Consider the following 17,155-nt stretch of genomic DNA (forward strand, 5'->3'; position numbering starts at 1 on the left):
CTCCTTAAATCACAACCAGTTCGGCGTTCAGTGCACCGGCTTCCTGCAACGCCTGCAGTATCGACATCAGGTCATCCGGCGTCGCACCCAGGCTGTTTACCGCACTAACAATGGTGTTCAGCTCCGTACCTTCCGGCCAGATATACATCTGCGCCGTATCCTGGTTAATATCGACACCGGACTCATTCACAACTCGGGTTTCACCATTGGAAAACGCATTCGGCTGGCTGACCTGCTGACTCTCGGTAATCGTCACAGTCAGGTTGCCATGGCTGACTGCCGCTTCGCTGACTTTGACATGCTGGCCGATCACTACGGTACCGGTCCGGGAGTTGAACACCACCCGCGCCGGACGACGCCCTTCCACCACCGTGATATCTTCCAGCATCGACATCAGCGTGACCCGCTGCTGCGTGTCTTTAGGTGCCAGCATCTCAACCTTGCCCTGATTAATGGCGGTTGCCACTTCCGGGCCAAAAATGCCGTTAATGGCACGGGCAATATTTTTAGCCGTCGTGAAGCTGGGCTTACGCAGGTTCAGGGTGATGGTGTCTTTGTCATTAAAGTCAGACGGAATCTCTCGCTCTAGGGTAGCCCCGTTCGGGATCCGCCCGGTGGTCGGGGTATTGATGGTGATTTTCGAGCCGCTGCGGCCCTCCGCCTGCACCCCGCCAACCACAACATTGCCCTGTGCCACCGCGTACACTTCACCATCGATACCACGCAGTGGCGTCATCAGCAGCGTGCCACCCCGTAAGCTTTTCGCATCCCCTATCGATGACACGACGACATTCAATTCCTGGCCAGAGCCGGACATTGGCGAGACATAAGCCGTCACACTGACCGAGGCCACGTTCTTGAGTTTGGGATCAGTCCCTTCCCCAATCTGCACCCCAAACTGGCGCAGCATATTCGTAATGGACTGGCTGGTGAATTTCACCTGGTTTCGATCGCCCGTGCCGTCCAGACCGACCACCAGGCCATAGCCCACCAATTGGTTGTTACGAATGCCCTGAATATCAACCAGATCCATAATCGGCATCGGGGTTTCCGCCTGTACCAGCGGCGTTATCAATACCTGGCTGCCTAACACGGCGGTGCAAGCCAACGCGCGGAAAAAGGTTCGGAGTGTCTGCATCAGAATGGTACCCATGGGCTATTGAAGAACTGTGTTAGCCAACCGGCAGCATTGCTGTCGGCCAGCGCGCCGCGGCCAGAGTAGGTGATGCGGGCATCACCGATACGCAGTGAGGACACCTGATTGCGACGATCAACATCATCCACCCGGACAATGCCGGTCAGTCGAATGAACTCATCTCCCTGATTCAGGCGAATCCATTTTTCACCGCTGATACGCAGTACGCCGTTTGGCAGCACTTCGTGAACCGTTACCGTAATTCCGCCCTGCAGTTTGTTGCCCTGCGAGCTAGAAGCTGCACCGTCAAAGCCTCGATTGGCCTCAATGTTGGCTGACAAATCATCCAGGGTGGTATTGCCAAAGGTCGGAGCCAGGAAATTCAGGGAAGAGTCCTTGCCGTATTTGGTGTTGGCTTTTTTGCTCGACTGGGTTTCTTCATCCAGCAAAATGGTCAGCATATCCCCAACCCGGTAGGCCCGGCGATCCTGAAACAGTGTCATCATGTACTGGTGGCGGTATAAGCTACCGTTCTGCGCCTCAGGCAGCGCATAGTTGAGCGGCGGCGGCGCATAAGCCAAATCATCAGGCTCAGGCGGCACAAATTCCGGACGGATGCTGCAGCCGGATAGCACGGCTGCAGACACACAGGCCAGCAAAGAGAAAGACAGACCTTTCATCATTGGCCCCTTACACCGACTGGGCGACAAACTTCAGCATGTCGTCAGCCGCGGACACGACTTTGGCGTTCATTTCGTACGCGCGCTGAGTGGTGATCATGTCCACCATTTCCTCGACAACCTGCACGTTCGAGCCTTCCAATGCCCCTTGTTTGATGCTGCCCGCGCCATCCAGACCGGCGATCAGCTCTTCGGCAGCGCCGCTGGCTTCCGTTTCACGGAACAGGTTACCGCCGATGGCTTCCAGACCCGCCGGGTTGATAAATTTCGCCAGCGTGATTTGTCCCAGATCCTGAGGTTGCGGGTCACCGGCGACAACGGCGGTCACGGTGCCATCGACACCGATATTCAGCTTGGTGGCATTCTCCGGCACCTGAATCTGCGGCTGCAACGGCAGCCCCTGGCTGTTCACCATCAGGCCTTCAGAATTCACATGGAACTGGCCGTTGCGGGTATACATGATTTCCCCGTCAGAATTCTCAATCTGGAAAAAGCCCGCGCCCAGCACTGCCATATCCAAGTCCTGCGTCGTGTTCTGTGAGTTCCCTTGTGTAAAGACTTTCTGAGTACCGACCACGCGTACCCCGCTGCCCAGCTGTACCCCGCTTGGCAACTGATTCACCTGATCCACCTGAGCGCCCGGCTGACGCTGGATGCTGTAGAACAGATCTTCAAAGACCACCCGATCACGTTTGAAACCGACGGTATTCACGTTCGCCAGGTTGTTGGAAATGGCAGTCATCTTGGTGTCCTGCGCTGCCATCCCGGTCTTACTGACCCATAATGCTGAATGCATTCCTGCTTCTCCTCGTTGTTTGTTTCGTCGCGGATGCTGTGATGCTAATGCTTGTCACTTAAGCTTGGTTGCTTAGGCTTGGTTGCTTATGTTTCGTTGCTTAGGTTTCGTTGCTTAGACTTCGCTACTTAGGCTTTGTGACTGACGCTTGTCGATTGCTTTTCGTCGCCTGTCTGCAGTAACCATCCCGCCTGAATTTAGCGATTACTCATTAACCGGTTTCCGGCCTGAGCCAGGGTTTCGGCGGTTTTCATCATCCGTACCTGCATTTCAAAATTGCGAGTCAGAGACATGACATTTACCAGCTCATCAATGGCGGACACGTTACTGCCTTCCAGATGCTCTGCCGCCACCAGCACCGTCGGGTCTGCCGCTAAAGCTTCCCCCTGCACAGCATGGAACAGGCCGTCGCTTTCCTTTTGCAGCTCAGTCGCCGCCGGTTTCACCAGCTTGAGCTGCCCGACTTCCACTTCCGCTCCACCGCCGGGTGGAATCACGCTGATCACACCTTTATCGCTGACTTCCACTTTCTGGTACGCAGGCAGCACCAGAGGGTCGCCATCCGCCATCAGCGGGAACCCATTGACGGTCAGGTTACCCAGTTCATCAACCCGGATATTACCGGCCCGGGTATAAGCCTCATTGCCAGCGGGCGTCTGCACCGTAAAAAAACCCTCGCCATTAATGGCGATATCCAGCGGTCGGCCGGTTTTGATCATGTCACCACTGTCAAAACGGGTAGACGCCGAGTTCGTGGCAACCAGAGTGCGACCTGCAAAACCGTTGCCCTGCAGTTGCATACTTTGCACCCGCTCCAAATCCGCCCGAAATCCGACTGTATCGGCATTCGACAGGTTATTCGAGTGCACATGCTGGGCCTTCATCACCCGGCTGGCACCACTGGTTGCGGTAAATAACAAGCTATCCATTACACTGATTCTCTCTGTCTTTCAGGCTTAAACCGCGTTGAACAGGGCCTGGGTCAGCTTATCGGAGGTCGAGATAGTTTTTGCGTTTGCCTGATAATTACGCTGGGCGGTCATCAGGCTCACCAGTTCACTGGTCAGATCCACGTTAGACCCTTCCAGCGCACCGGAGGTCAGGCTGCCTAAAGTCCCGGCCCCCGGATTACCGTTAATCGGCGCACCTGAGCTGTAACTTTGCATCCAGGAGGTGTTCCCTGCTTTCACCAGTCCCTGCGGGTTGGCAAAATCCGCCAGAATCACCTGTCCCTGCAACTGGGACTGACCATTGGTGTACGTCGCGAACACCATGCCGTTATCTTCGACCCGCACACCGGCCAATTCACCGGAGGCATGGCCGTTCGGTGAGTTGGTGCTCACGCCAAAATCCGCCCCAAACTGAGTGCTGCCCTCGAGATTAATTGCGACGTCCATCGGGTTGGCACCGCCCGGTGTCAGCGATACGGTAAATGGCTTGGTTGGTGCCGCCAGCGTACCGTCAGTGTTAAAGGTCACTTGCTGGGTTTTGGCTGGCTGATCAGCGCCGTCTACCTGCACATTGACTTGCCAGGTGTTATCCCCGGTTTTGGTGAAATACTGGGTCACGGTATGCGGGTTACCCAGCGAGTCGTATACCTTGGTGGTGTATGACGAACTGAATGAGTCGGTATCGGTCGGAGAGAACGGATTCTGCGCCGTATCAATCACGGTCGCGCGGGCGTCAAAGTTCGCCACAAAGTCCACACTGTCCGTTGCTTTGGCCGCCAGGGATGAGGTTTTGATTTTCAGATCAGTGACGGCACCCGTTTGCAGGGTGTTGTTATTGTCCACGGAGTAACCCTGCAGTTTCATACCGCCATTGGTCACAATGTTGTTGTTCCGATCCGTCCCGAAAATCCCGGAACGGGTATAGAGAAGCTGCCCCATGTGATCTTTCGTCACGAAAAAGCCGCTGCCATTAATCGCCAGATCCAACGCACGCCCAGTGCCGTTAACCGGGCCATTTTTGGAAAAGTTCTGGGAAATCGCGGCCACTTCAACCCCACTTGGCTGCATACCGTTATACACGGCAGAAAACTCAGTACGGGATTCCTTGAAGCCGGACGTTGACACGTTAGCAATGTTATTACTGATGGTGTTCAGCTGTGTGTTTGTGGCATCCAGACCACTTAATGCAATATCAAAACTCATGAGTGACTCTTTTTAGTACTGTCTTATTAAGTAATGTCTGGTTAAGCACCAAACTGACTAATCAGGTAGAAAGGAACACTGCCGACCCCGGCAACATTGACCAGCGTCGCGCCGCCGTTACTGGGCACCCGCACCTGAGAGACTTCACCGGCCATCAGCATGACCGGCTGCCCCTGGCCCTTATCAACATTCACCGATACGGTGTACTTACCCGGCTTCAGCCCCAGAGCTTGCGGATCAATGGCAAAATCCACATCCCCCTGACCGTGCGCCCCTAACGGCAAAGAGGTCTCCTGACCGTACTCATCGGTGATCGTCAGCGTGACCATGTTCGAGGCATGCGCCAGTTCCAGCTTGCCGTGTTGCGGGCCGCTGCCCAGCTCCACTTCGTTGGTGTTCACAAACACGGTTTGCCCAACCAGACCAGCAGTAGAAAGCACCTGCATGTTATCGAGCAGTACCATGCTGTTTTGCATCACCTGCGCCATGTTCTCGGTACTCTGCACCTGAGAAAACTGCGCCAGCTGGCTGACATATTCCGTGCCATCCAGTGGATTTAACGGGTCCTGATTCTGCACCTGCGCCACCATCAGGGTGATGAACTCGTTCTGCAGCGAGGTCGCACTGTTTCGGTCAGCAGGGTTGGCCGTGACCGATCTTTCCTGACCGGCTGTCGCCGATACCGGTGAATCCGCAGTCAGGGCGGTAAATTGCGCCAGACTCATCGGCCACCCTCCCCAAGTCGCAGAAGCCCCTGCTGCATGCTTTTCACATTGCTCAGCACTTCAACATTGGTTTCAAAGCTGCGGGTTGCGGACATCATGTCGGCCATTTCAGCCACCACATCAATGTCCGGGTAATAAACATACCCTTCCCGGTTAGCGAGCGGGTTGCCCGGCTCATAGCGTTTCTCGGCGTCGCCGCGACTTTGCACAACGTCCACAATCCGCACTTCCGCATTCGGATACGCGTTTTCACCGGAAGCCAGTTGCGTGTTGCTGTACACGGTGGCAAAAACCGGCTTCAGTGCCTTGTAGGCATCCTCCGGGTTAGCAGACACGGCATCGGCGTTAGCCAGGTTACTGGCAACGGTGTTCAGACGAACGGTCTGAGCATTCATGGCCGAACCGGCAATCGAGTAGATATCGGTAAATGACATAGTGATTAACGTCCCTCTATGGCTTTGGCTAACCCGCTGAATTTCATGTTCATAAAAGTCAGACTGGTCTGAAAATCCATGTTGTTCTGAGTAAACTTCGCCTGCTCAACCCCCAACTCAACGGTATTGCCGTCTTTGCTGTTCTGGTACGGCATGGCATACAGCGAAGAGATTTTGAAGTCCGGTACCGGCTTATCCACTTTCCCCGGCACGGTATTGCGCATAACGGTTTCAAAGCGCAGGTCTTTCGCAAGGTATCCAGGGGTGTCAACATTTGCTAAGTTACTGGCCAACACCTTGGTGCGTTGTACCCTGAAATTAAGCGCATCCGGGTGAACACCGAGCGCACTGTCAAAACTGATCGCCATTGAAATTCCTCAGGTCTGGCTGGTCCACGAAGCATTAATCAAGATACATGCCATCTTTTTATGATTTATTTATCAATACTTTACAATGCGACACGGAAGCGGAACTTCCGCCCAACGGAAGCTGGACGGAAGCGCCGTCAATCTCGTATTTGCTTTCTTTCCGCCCTGTTCGGCAGTGCCCTGCTGGGGATAAGCCATCCGCCCGCTTTCAGCGCTATTACCGGGCAGGCTCTATCTAAGAAAACTGAAATCGAGCAAACTGAAAGCGAGCAGACGAAAACTGAGCAGGCTATTGCAGCACAGACCATGACCGAGCAGGCGCTGGCAGATTTTGTCAGGCAGGAAATGCAGGCAGAGGTCGATGCCTATGCCCGGCAGCACCATTGGCAGAACGTGCAGACCGACATAGCAATCACGGTTCCCGCGGCCGTGCAGCACCTGCCGGTATGCCCGGTGCCGTTAACCATTGCGGCCAGCGACCTCAACAACCAGCCAGTGGGGAATCTTAAACGTCAGGTACGTTGTGACGGCGGCACGTACCCTTGGCGAATAAATACCACTGTCAAAGTTGAAGTGCAGTTACCGGTTGTGGTCGCCCGAACCGCCCTCAACCGGGGAACCAAACTGGCAGCCGATATGCTGAAAATGCAGGTGATGCGCTTTAACCGAGCGACTGATTTCGCCACACAGATTCCAAGCGTAACGGGCAAACGCACCGAACGCCGTATTCGCAGTGGACAGGTGATCCGTCCCGCTTCGCTGCAACAGCGCTGGCTGGTTGAAACCGGAGATGAAGTGCTGATCACCGCAAGGAAAGACGGAATGCAGGCCAGTACCCGGGGAATTGCACTGGAAGACGGGGGCAAAAATGAGCAGATTGAGGTTAAAAATTCCCGGTCAGAGAAAGTGATTAAGGTTCGCGTAACCGACTACGGCAAAGTAGAAACCGTTTTTTGACCCCTGTCTCTGACGTTGCTCTCTAAGAGACCTAATGCGAGACCTGACGCTGTTAGCTGATAAGATACGCTCAGCAAAAGGATCAATTCCACCTCGGCGGTTGGCCCGCAACAGCATGCCCTGAAAGATTTAATTAATCCGATTTTTCGCCGCCTATCTTAATCAGACTCCATCAGCAACAGGAACTCAGGATGAAAATTGATAAAGTGGCTGGCAGCGCTATTACCCAAACGCAGTTTGACCATTCTTCGCGTCGCACTTCAACCACGGCAAGCAGTCAGCCGCGTCCGGAGCCTGGCGTTCAGGTTGATACCCAACGCATGGCCAACATGCAGGAGCAACTGAAGCAGCTACCCAGTATTGATATGGACAAAGTCGCGGCAGTGAAAGACGCACTGGCACGGGGTGAGCTGGAACTGGATATTCAGGCGCTGTCTGGGGCCATTATGCAATTCCACACGGGCCATGAGTAAGACAGTGGAATCCGGTAAATCAGCCGCGCAAACCACCGCGGTCAGACAACAGCTTGTCATGCAGCTTCTGAAGGGAATTCAGCAAGACATTCAGCAATATAACGAACTGCAGCAGATTTTACAGGCACTGCAGGCCAGTTATCTGAATTTCGATGGCGAAGCCATGCAACGAATGATGCAGCGCCAGCAGCCACTGCTTGCCGTCTTAGCACAACGTTCAACACAACGAACAGTGCAACTGCGGCAATTGGGACTGCCAGCCACTCCGCAAGGTATTCGCAGCCTGTTTCAGGCTCTGCCACCGGCGTTACGGGAAAAAATGCAGCAGCAATGGCAACGTCTTGAGTCCGTCATTGTGGCCTGTCGGCAACTCAATCAGCACAACGGGCAATTGTCCGCTTCGTTCGGGGAACTGTTAGCCGAAATCAGTCAGGGCTCACAGCGCCACTATGCCCGTGACCAGCTGATGCAGATGTGATGTCGTTTGCCTCATCGCCGCCTTCGAACATGATAGCTCAAGGCATTACCGCTCCAGCAATTCATGCAACAACCCGTGCGACAAACTATGCCGCAACCCATGCGGCAACCGCAGGGGTTATTGGCACCCTTACCGCACCCCAACATCGTCAATTCCGCTTAAGTCATTTCCGCTTAAAGCGGCGCTTACTGCCATTGCTGGCAAGTCTGCTCCTGATGCCGGTGTCCGCCGCACCGCTATATGCCGAGGCACAAACCGCTATCCCGGCGATGGACTGGGCAACCCGGCCACTATTTTCCCCATCACAACCTGCGTTTTTAGGACAGCGTTCACCCCAAAACACGGGCCGTCTGCGTTTTCCGGCAGAGTCTGAGGAATTCAAGCAACAGGTCAAAGCACAACATGCGCGCCTTACCCCGCACCAACAGCGGATTCAGCGTCATCTGATGCGTCAGCGGCACACGATCGAGATGATTTATCGAGAGCTGGACAAGCGGCAGTTGCCCCGACAGCTGGTGTTATTACCTATGCTGGAGTCCACATTCAATCCGCTGGCAGTTTCACCTGCCAAAGCAGCCGGGTTATGGCAACTAATGCCAGCCACCGCCAAACGTTTTGGCCTGAGCGTTACCCCAGAGCGGGATGACAGGTTTGACGTTAGCCACAGCACCCAAGCGGCGCTGGACTACCTGACTTTTCTGTACCGGAAATTCCATCAGGATCTGAACCTCACCCTGGCAGCATACAATGCCGGTGAAGGCAGGGTCAGCCGGGCGCAAAGCAGTGACAAACAGCGATTCAGCCAGCTTAGGTTACCGGCAGAAACGGTCAACTACGTGCATAAATTCCACGCCTTGTTACAGCTGGTGGATGTGGCAGAACTGTCAACGCATCGCCCATATTCATCACACCCTATCGCCGGGCTCTTGGCTCCACAGCGGAATAACGTTGACGCTCATGAAACCCGAAATGCAGAAGAAACCCAGGATACCCAGATCTTAACGACCCTGTTTGCCAAACGCACAGTGATCAACATGAAGCCGATCTCCCCGCTGATACCGGTGGTATCACCTGACGCTTAGTCCGTACGGCCTCAGCAGCGATAGCAAAAATGATGGCTACTGATCGCAAATCCCTCGGTCAGATAAAACTTATGCGCCGCAAAACGCTGGACACCGGAATCAAGATGAATTTCATCAATATGATTCACTTCGGCATAGTCCTTAAACCAATCCATCAGATACTGGCCCGCGCCCTCTGAACGATGCGCCTCGTCAGTAACAAAATCGTCGATGTAAAGATACTGACCACAGGATAACTTCTGCCCGGTCACAAAACCTGCCACCGACAGCACGTTACCGTCGCGCATCACGTATGCCAACTGATACCCCGACTTCATCTGCTGTATCAGCAGACCGATAAGTTCATTCAGCTCATACTGAGGACGCAATTGCTGAATAACCGGCGCCACGGCTGCCACTTCTTCCTGGTTTGAAACCAATATCACTTCCATCTTCAACCATCTCGCTTATTGTCTGTTTCCGTAAAGGATACCCACAGAGGAAAACGTACAAGCCTGATACCGAATTACGGTGAGTCCTCAGCGTTCACCTCAGGGAGCCCTTAAAATGGGTCAGGATAGCAAGCAGGTATGACAATACGCTGAAAGTATCGCGAAAAAAACCGCCTCCGGAGAGGCGGTCAGCATGGCATCAGAACACACCGGATATCGAGGTTGCCAGACCATCGACCAGTACCGGTTTGGCCTCTTCAAAGTCCAGGTTTACTTGATTGGCCGTTGATACAATACGGGTGTTGTAACGCTTTTTATTTTCAGTCAGCGTCGTATTGCTGGTGGTGTGGCTGGATGAGCCATTTTTCACATCTGCCGTCTGCGTGGTGTTCACCTTCAGGTTAGTTTTCTCCACAATCTGAATATCGGTGATCATGGCGTAGTTGACATCCTCCACCAAGGCATCAGCCGCGATACCAATGGCCGCACCAATCAGGCCTCCCGCAGCAATGCTGTTTCCGCTGGATGAACGCGATGCGACTGCCAACATACCCAGTGTGCCACCCGCCAGCGCGGAACCATAGCCGTTGGTCAGAAAGCCATTCGCTTCACGTAAATCCATTTTATCGAGCTTGAGGATGTTAGACTGAAGCCAGTAATGCGCAGTCGCCGGATCATTCACAACCCGGTAGCCTTTCGCCACCAACCTGTGTTGCAAAGCGTCCGAGATATCAATTTGTTTATCCGTGGTATTACGGATCTGAACATAAATGGTTTTCTTATCCGCGGAAACAGGATCCAGCCAGATGGTATCTGACATTTGCGTCTGCACTTCCAGATTACGTTTTTTCACCGCCGTTGATACCGCAGAGCAACCGGATAAAACCATTGTTGACGCCAATACCACTGCCACTAACTTTGCCTTACTTGCCTTCATTCTCGGAATAATCCCTTGCTGTTAAGACTCAACATATGAAATAAGTAGCACATGATAGAGCAAAAAGGTGCTTACCGATAGTGATCAACTGAAAGTTTTTTGTTAATCAGCAACATAAATACAAGAACACCTTTTTGACCAAGATCGATGCAACAGCAAACCCCGCAACAGAAACACTCACATCTGGGTAGTTTGATGGCCGCAGCAGACAGCGCTGTAACAAAATTCCCCCTGTTCAAAAGGCTGCGAACCATCCCTCAGGCCTAACAGTGCGTTACGAACTGGGCTGGTAGCGACTCACGATATAGTGCAAGCATACCTCTCAGATCCCGTAAATTTTGGAGCCGTTCCTTGCCAGTTCCCCCCCATTGTCTGCAATCTACTGTGTCATACTCACAGATTTGCCGCACGGTGAAACGGCATTCGCAACGAGCCCGAAGAGGGATGAGAAGGATGTGGGTTCGAGTCTCCTGGAGCCTCGCTTCGAGCACAGTGGCAGCCTTCAGGTTTTCGCCGGCCATGAATTCATTCGCATTCACAGCACAGTTACCGGCTTCCTTACTTGCTGCTTTGCTCAGCTTTTCCTGGTGCGCTTTCTTTTGGAACGCTGTACTTTGGAAAGCTATTCGTTGGAGTACGCTGTCATGGAAACTATTGCCATGGAGAGCCTTACCATTGAGAGTAGTGCCATGGAGAGCCGTTTCTTGGAGAGCTGCCCCCGGTAAAACAGTGCTGTGGATGAGTGTTTTTGGGGCTGTAATTTGGGCAACGGGCACCACACTGACGGCGGCGCACGCATCAGGGGCCAACGCAACAGAAGCCAACGTAGCTGAAACCAACACAGCAGATACCAAAGAAAATTCAGTGCGACACGGCGAGCAATGGCAGGCAAATGACCATTCACAGGCAGATGGCTATTCATATGACAACCCGATTGCCCGTTTTCAAATACCCCACATCCGGGTTGCCAGCTGGAATTTGCAATGGTTAAGCAGCCTGCCCCCCGCTGAACTGCGGAAAATCTACCCTGATCTTCCCCGTCGCACTCTCCCGACCCGCCATGCCGCAGATTTTCGTGTCCTGGCAGCCTGGGCTGAAAAACTAAACACCGATGTGCTGGCTTTTCAGGAAGTGGCGGATTCCAAAGCCCTGGATAAGCTACTGGGCGAGGGGCGTTTCCACTATGTTTTTTCTGATCGTCAGGCAATATCGGGAGCTTCAAACAGGCATCGTCCCTGGCCGCAGTTTGTCGGTTTTGCCTTGCGCAAAGGATTGGACTTTCAGCGTCACCCAGATTTAACCGCGCTGGATCTGCATGGGCGCCATTCACTCCGCTATGGCGTGGACATTTCCCTGATGGAGGGCGGTAAGCCGGTGCTTCGGCTTCTGGCAGTGCATCTGAAAAGTGGTTGTTCATTCAGCCAGAAGAAGACCCCAAATAAACAGGGTAAGCCACAAAAGAAGGCGGACCGGAAAGCCTGTCACCAACTGTTCCGCCAACAGCAGATCCTTGAACAATGGGCAGAAGAGCGGGCCAGAGAACCGGTTCCTTTTATCATTCTGGGGGATTTCAACCGCCGCCTGAGTGCAGAAAACGATCGATTCTGGCAGCAACTTAATGATGGTCAGCCTGCTGAATTGGCACTCAACCGTGCCGGTTATCCGTCCCACAGCCAATGTCCCAGCCGATTTTATGATCGCAACAAAAAGCGCTGGGTTACCCGCACTTTCCCCCATTTTATTGACCATATCGTGCTTGATAGACGCGCCGATTTACTCATGCAGCCAGACTCATTTCGCGAAGTCGTACCCGAAGCGCACTGGTTACCTGACTACCAGTTGTCCGATCACTGCCCGGTGCAAATCACTATCCGGCTTAATGCATTAAATCGTCCCTAACGCCAACTTTCTGAGTCGGTTTTCACCGATAGAGGCCTCGACTACAACCTCTAAAACAACCTCGAAAACAACCTCGAGAACCACCTCAAGAACAACAGCTTAAACCGCCGTTTCCTCATCAACAGCATCTCGTGCTGACGCAACCTCTCACCCAAAATAAATTAGAGAAATAAACAAAAACAAAGAATAAAAATCAATAAAATTGTCATTAAAAATTAAAACAAACAAATTAAACCAATAAAATCATACAGATAACAACATCAAACACAAACCAGAAAACATTTAGGGTTGAAACAAATTTTTAACGCCGTATGATAAAAACAAATTAATTAGAACTCTAAACAAATGTGGCGACCAATGATTACGATGGCACCCTGGGTAATGAACCCGCATACCACAGCGAATAAGCAGGACGCGCTGACTTTTCGTAAACCCAGCAAGGAAGACGGGCTTGAGGTACACGAACTCATCGCGTCATGCCCACCGCTGGATACCAATTCCTCTTATTGCAACTTCCTGCAGGCAGAGCACTTTCGTGATACCTGCGTCGTTGTCGAGAAAAATGAAAACATCGTTGCGTTTACTTCGGCGTATCAACCGCCAAATCGCCGGGACACCTTGTTTATCTGGCAAGTGGCCGTCAGCCCGAAAGCACGAGGATGCGGTGTCGGCTTCCGAATGCTGGAAGCTTTACTCGACCGTCCAGAAAATGCCGGTATCCGCTATATCGAAACCACCATCACTGACGACAACAGGGGCTCGTGGGCGCTGTTTCACAAATTCAATCAGCATCACGGACGTCACGGTGACGTGACGACGTTTCTCGATAAACACGCTCATTTCGATGGTCATCATGACAGCGAATACCTGTTCAGGATCGAGCTCAAATCTAGCTAACTCTCAACCCAAAAGGTTAAAGAATGACAATTTTTCAAAGTCATGAGTCAAACGTACAGTGCTATGCACGCAATTTTCCGGTCATGTTCCAGCATGCCAAGGGCAGCTGGTTATACACAGAACAAGGAAATGCCTACCTTGACTTCCTGGCGGGCGCCGGAGCTCTTAATTATGGCCACAATAACCCGGTCATGAAGCAGGCGCTGCTTGATTACATCAGCCAGGACGGCCTGACGCACGGACTGGATATGCATTCCACGGCCAAGGCTGAATTCATTGCCCGCTTTAAAGATTTGATCCTCAGTCCGCGGGATCTCGACTACAAGCTGCAGTTCACCGGGCCGACCGGTACCAATGCGGTTGAAGCCGCCTTAAAGCTGGCACGCAAAGTAACCGGTCGCCAGAACGTCGTAGCCTTTACTAACGGCTTCCACGGGGTATCAGTTGGTGCACTGGCTGCAACGGGTAACCAGCACCACCGCCAAGGTGCGGCACAGCCATTACAGAACGTGACCCGCCTGCCGTATGAACATTATGCCGATGGCGTTGATGGCCTGACGCTTTTTGAAGCCATGTTGAACGATCATTCCAGCGGCCTGGACAAACCTGCCGCCGTGATTCTGGAAGTGGTTCAAGGGGAAGGCGGACTGAACGCTGCTTCTGATGAATGGCTACAGCGTCTGGAGGCAATGTGTCATCAGCACGATATCTTACTGATTGTCGATGATATTCAGGCGGGCTGTGGGCGCACCGGTACATTTTTCAGCTTTGAACCAGCCGGAATCAAACCTGACATCGTCACCCTGTCAAAATCCATCAGCGGCTATGGCCTGCCGATGGCCGTCGTTCTGCTCAAACCCGAGCTGGATAAATGGCAGCCCGGTGAGCACAACGGGACGTTTCGCGGAAACAACCATGCCTTTGTCACCGCCTCGAAAGCCATTGAAATTTACTGGCAGGACGATCAGTTTGAACAGCATATCCAGGCCCGTTCGGCACAGCTGACAGACGCTCTCCAGCAGTTAGTGCCTCAATACCCGGCTTATTTCAGCGAGCTAAAAGGCCGCGGACTGATGACAGGCATCGCCTGTCGGGACGGAGAGATCGCCGGTAAGATCGCACGCGCTTGTTTTGAACAGGGCTTAGTGATCGAAACCGCTGGCCCGGACGACGAAGTCATTAAATTCTTCTGTCCCCTAACCATTACCGAACACGATATGGCCAAAGGGATCGCGCTGTTTGAACAAGCCGTGGCAACAACAGCAGCCAACTTCATTAAAAAAGCCTCATAAGGAAAAATGATGATCGTAAGAACACTGGAAAACTGTCGTCAGACTAAGCGCCGCGTGGTCGCAGAAAACTGGGAAAGCGTCCGTATGCTCCTGAAAGATGACAACATGGGCTTTTCTTTCCACATCACCACGATTTATGCCGATACCGAAACCCACATTCACTACCAGAACCATCTGGAGTCTGTGTTCTGCATGTCCGGGGAAGGCGAAATAGAGGTCGTTGGGGGTAAAACCTACCCAATCAAACCCGGTACGCTCTATATCCTGGATCAGCACGATGAACATTTTTTACGTGCCTATGGCGGCGATATGACCATGGCTTGCGTGTTTAATCCGCCGTTGACCGGTCAGGAGACTCACGACCAAAACGGCGTGTATCCACTAATGGAAGAAACCTGAGATTCCAACGACACAGACACCTTCACTTTGACAGTCACGCTGTGACCGTAACCAAAAGGATGAACTATGTCTCACACCGTAGAAAAAATCGGTGGCACGTCGATGTCAGCGTTCGATGCTGTGCTCGACAATATTATTTTGCGTCCCTCGCAGCGCTACAACCGAGTATTCGTGGTTTCGGCCTATGCCGGGATCACCAATGATCTGCTGGAATGTAAACGCACCGGCAAGCCGGGCATCTACCAGCTGATCGCCAAACGTTCACCGGACTGGCGCCAGGCCATGAACGATCTGGAGCAGCGCCTGCTGCTGATCAACGACAACCTGTTTGCCGATCCGGTGAACCGTCTTCGGGCAGATAAATTTATCCGCGCCCGGGTTCAGGATGCAAAACAGTGCATCACCAACATCCTGGAAATGTGCGAATTCGGCCAGTTCACGTTGCGCCACTATCTGCCTCAGGTCAGAGAGTTTCTCTCCTCCTTCGGTGAGGCGCACAGCGCCTTCAATACCGCCCTGAAGCTGAAAACGCTGGGTATCAATGCGCGCTTTGTTGACCTGTCCAGCTGGAACAATCAGTACACCGGTGATCTGGATGACGTCATTCGTCAGGCGTTTGCCGATATCGACCTGAGCCAGGAACTGCCTATCGTCACCGGATACGCCTATTGTGACGAAGGACTGATGAAAACGTACGACCGCGGTTACAGCGAGATGACCTTCAGCCGCATCGCGGTGCTGACCGGCGCGCGGCAGGCCATCATCCATAAGGAATATCACCTCAGCAGCGCAGATCCGCGCATCGTGGGGCCAGAGTCGGTTCTGCCTATGGGGGAAACAAACTACGATGTGGCCGATCAGCTCGCGAATCTGGGGATGGAAGCGATCCACCCCAATGCCGCTTCCGGACTTCGCCAGAACAATATCGAGTTGAAAATCAAAAACACCTTTGAGCCAGAGCACACGGGGACGCTGATTTCAAATGCCTTTACTCCCTCGCAGGATCGGGTTGAAATCATTGCCGGGCGTGACAAAGTATTTGCGCTGCATCTGTTTGATCAGGCGATGGTAGGTCACGTTGATAATGTCGGTTACGACATCATGCAACTGATTCGTGAGTCGAGCGTCAACCTGATTGGCAAAGAGATGAACGCCAACTCAATCACCTACTACCTGACCGGTGGTGCCGATAACCTTAATCAGGTGTTATATAAGGCGGAGAAACGGTATCCGAAGGCCGCCATTACCGGGCGACTGGTCGCAATGATTTCTGCCATCGGGGCCAACATAAACACCAATGAGGCACTGCGGCGGGGAATGCAAGCGCTGATGCAGGCAGAATGTTTTCCGATTGCCGCCCACTCATCGGTACGTAACGTCAACGTGCAGTTTGTGGTCGATGACAATGACTACCAGAGTGCCATTTGCACGCTGCATGAGCAGTTCTTCGCCCTGCCTGCAGAGACGCACACCCAGCCGGACTCCCTGGTTGATTGCCAATCGGCCCACGTTGCCTGATACTACTAACGGCATATCAATCAATCAGCATATCAATCAACCAACTAATCAACCAACTGCCGGGACTTTTGCCCCGGCGGTGTTGTCTCTAAACGGTCAGTCGCTTCGCTGTGCTGGATTGAGGTTTGAGAATTCACCGCTCTGTCAGCCGGCGTTTTTTCCGCCACAGCGCTTTGTTCAACAGTTCCTTGATCGAAAGCAATTCATAGTGCTGAATTAATAGTCATTGAAAGTGAATTGTATGCTGACATCGCTAAATAGCCGTATATAATAACATTTGCTGTGGGCAGACCCGTGTCTGCTCGCAGCAACCCTAAATCAGTAGAGGCGCGCTGCCTATCAGTAACCGAGCAGAGGGTGATACCGATGAAGCCGGGGAAAGGAGTCAGCGCCGAAGTGACTGAGTCATCAAACTCAGCCGCTGGGGCTGCGTCGAACAGGCGCAGCACTGCCATAGTTTTTCCTATGGAGCGCTACCTAAGGGGTAACACGTCATGCCTT

The 17,155-nt window shown here is 52.9% G+C and carries 19 protein-coding genes and 1 riboswitch; of the genes, 9 read left to right on the forward strand and 10 right to left on the reverse strand.

Annotated features, from left to right (window positions below):
* Nucleotides 1-4: 4 nt before the first annotated feature.
* The 8 genes from FH974_RS24430 to flgB all read right to left on the reverse strand — a co-directional run bounded on the left by FH974_RS24430 (nt 5) and on the right by flgB (nt 6,291).
* Nucleotides 5-1,138, reverse strand: coding sequence for a flagellar basal body P-ring protein FlgI (locus FH974_RS24430; RefSeq protein ID WP_373689499.1), 1,134 nt, complete (start codon nt 1,136-1,138; stop codon nt 5-7).
* Nucleotides 1,138-1,815 (reverse strand): flagellar basal body L-ring protein FlgH, encoded by a 678-nt coding sequence (gene flgH, locus FH974_RS24435; RefSeq protein ID WP_047885077.1) that lies wholly within the window; start codon nt 1,813-1,815, stop codon nt 1,138-1,140. Before flgH ends, FH974_RS24430 begins: the two co-directional genes overlap by 1 nt.
* 10 nt (nt 1,816-1,825) lie before the next feature.
* On the reverse strand, nt 1,826-2,611 hold the full coding sequence (gene flgG / locus FH974_RS24440) for a flagellar basal-body rod protein FlgG (protein WP_207103900.1): 786 nt from the start codon (nt 2,609-2,611) through the stop codon (nt 1,826-1,828).
* A gap of 197 nt (nt 2,612-2,808) precedes the next feature.
* The gene (flgF, locus tag FH974_RS24445; protein ID WP_047885075.1) at nt 2,809-3,540 is read right to left on the reverse strand and encodes a flagellar basal-body rod protein FlgF; all 732 of its coding nucleotides are present in this window, start codon (nt 3,538-3,540) and stop codon (nt 2,809-2,811) included.
* A 27-nt stretch (nt 3,541-3,567) separates the two neighbouring features.
* The gene (gene flgE, locus FH974_RS24450) at nt 3,568-4,764 is read right to left on the reverse strand and encodes a flagellar hook protein FlgE (RefSeq protein WP_047885074.1); all 1,197 of its coding nucleotides are present in this window, start codon (nt 4,762-4,764) and stop codon (nt 3,568-3,570) included.
* Between the two features lie 41 nt (nt 4,765-4,805).
* On the reverse strand, nt 4,806-5,489 hold the full coding sequence (flgD, locus tag FH974_RS24455) for a flagellar hook assembly protein FlgD (protein WP_207103901.1): 684 nt from the start codon (nt 5,487-5,489) through the stop codon (nt 4,806-4,808).
* A complete protein-coding gene (flgC, locus tag FH974_RS24460) occupies nt 5,486-5,923 on the reverse strand; it encodes a flagellar basal body rod protein FlgC (protein ID WP_047885072.1) in 438 nt (145 codons plus the stop codon). Before flgC ends, flgD begins: the two co-directional genes overlap by 4 nt.
* A gap of 5 nt (nt 5,924-5,928) precedes the next feature.
* The gene (gene flgB / locus FH974_RS24465; RefSeq protein ID WP_047885071.1) at nt 5,929-6,291 is read right to left on the reverse strand and encodes a flagellar basal body rod protein FlgB; all 363 of its coding nucleotides are present in this window, start codon (nt 6,289-6,291) and stop codon (nt 5,929-5,931) included.
* Between the two features lie 60 nt (nt 6,292-6,351).
* Between flgB and flgA the strand changes: the two genes are divergently transcribed.
* The 4 genes from flgA to FH974_RS24485 all read left to right on the forward strand — a co-directional run bounded on the left by flgA (nt 6,352) and on the right by FH974_RS24485 (nt 9,281).
* The gene (gene flgA, locus FH974_RS24470) at nt 6,352-7,248 is read left to right on the forward strand and encodes a flagellar basal body P-ring formation chaperone FlgA (protein ID WP_207103902.1); all 897 of its coding nucleotides are present in this window, start codon (nt 6,352-6,354) and stop codon (nt 7,246-7,248) included.
* 191 nt (nt 7,249-7,439) lie between these two features.
* A complete protein-coding gene (gene flgM, locus FH974_RS24475; protein WP_047885070.1) occupies nt 7,440-7,721 on the forward strand; it encodes a flagellar biosynthesis anti-sigma factor FlgM in 282 nt (93 codons plus the stop codon).
* Nucleotides 7,714-8,199 (forward strand): flagellar export chaperone FlgN, encoded by a 486-nt coding sequence (flgN, locus tag FH974_RS24480; protein WP_207103903.1) that lies wholly within the window; start codon nt 7,714-7,716, stop codon nt 8,197-8,199. Before flgM ends, flgN begins: the two co-directional genes overlap by 8 nt.
* Complete coding sequence (locus FH974_RS24485) at nt 8,199-9,281, forward strand: lytic transglycosylase domain-containing protein (RefSeq protein WP_242551928.1); 1,083 nt, start codon at nt 8,199-8,201, stop codon at nt 9,279-9,281. Before flgN ends, FH974_RS24485 begins: the two co-directional genes overlap by 1 nt.
* Before the next feature lie 11 nt (nt 9,282-9,292).
* Here FH974_RS24485 and FH974_RS24490 read toward each other — a convergent pair whose 3' ends face one another.
* Both FH974_RS24490 and FH974_RS24495 read right to left on the reverse strand, forming a co-directional pair.
* Nucleotides 9,293-9,712, reverse strand: coding sequence for a GNAT family N-acetyltransferase (locus tag FH974_RS24490; RefSeq protein ID WP_207103904.1), 420 nt, complete (start codon nt 9,710-9,712; stop codon nt 9,293-9,295).
* Nucleotides 9,713-9,911: 199 nt separating this feature from the next.
* The gene (locus FH974_RS24495; protein ID WP_207103905.1) at nt 9,912-10,649 is read right to left on the reverse strand and encodes a complement resistance protein TraT; all 738 of its coding nucleotides are present in this window, start codon (nt 10,647-10,649) and stop codon (nt 9,912-9,914) included.
* A 738-nt stretch (nt 10,650-11,387) separates the two neighbouring features.
* Here FH974_RS24495 and FH974_RS24500 point away from each other — a divergent pair.
* From FH974_RS24500 to FH974_RS24520, 5 genes are all read left to right on the forward strand, one after another.
* A complete protein-coding gene (locus FH974_RS24500) occupies nt 11,388-12,548 on the forward strand; it encodes an endonuclease/exonuclease/phosphatase family protein (protein WP_207103906.1) in 1,161 nt (386 codons plus the stop codon).
* Nucleotides 12,549-12,905: 357 nt separating this feature from the next.
* Nucleotides 12,906-13,445 carry a diaminobutyrate acetyltransferase gene (gene ectA / locus FH974_RS24505; RefSeq protein ID WP_242551929.1) on the forward strand — a complete coding sequence of 180 codons (540 nt, stop codon included), beginning with the start codon at nt 12,906-12,908 and terminating at the stop codon, nt 13,443-13,445.
* 23 nt (nt 13,446-13,468) lie between these two features.
* Entirely contained in the window at nt 13,469-14,737 is a 1,269-nt protein-coding gene (gene ectB, locus FH974_RS24510; protein WP_047885065.1) for a diaminobutyrate--2-oxoglutarate transaminase, read from the forward strand.
* 9 nt (nt 14,738-14,746) lie between these two features.
* Nucleotides 14,747-15,136 carry an ectoine synthase gene (locus tag FH974_RS24515; RefSeq protein WP_047885064.1) on the forward strand — a complete coding sequence of 130 codons (390 nt, stop codon included), beginning with the start codon at nt 14,747-14,749 and terminating at the stop codon, nt 15,134-15,136.
* Between the two features lie 66 nt (nt 15,137-15,202).
* Complete coding sequence (locus tag FH974_RS24520) at nt 15,203-16,654, forward strand: aspartate kinase (RefSeq protein WP_207103907.1); 1,452 nt, start codon at nt 15,203-15,205, stop codon at nt 16,652-16,654.
* A 314-nt stretch (nt 16,655-16,968) separates the two neighbouring features.
* A riboswitch (Lysine riboswitch) is annotated at nt 16,969-17,138 on the forward strand.
* The last annotated feature ends 17 nt before the right edge of the window (nt 17,139-17,155 follow it).

Origin of the sequence: Photobacterium ganghwense, from assembly GCF_017329545.1 — a bacterium.
Taxonomy (GTDB): domain Bacteria; phylum Pseudomonadota; class Gammaproteobacteria; order Enterobacterales; family Vibrionaceae; genus Photobacterium; species Photobacterium ganghwense.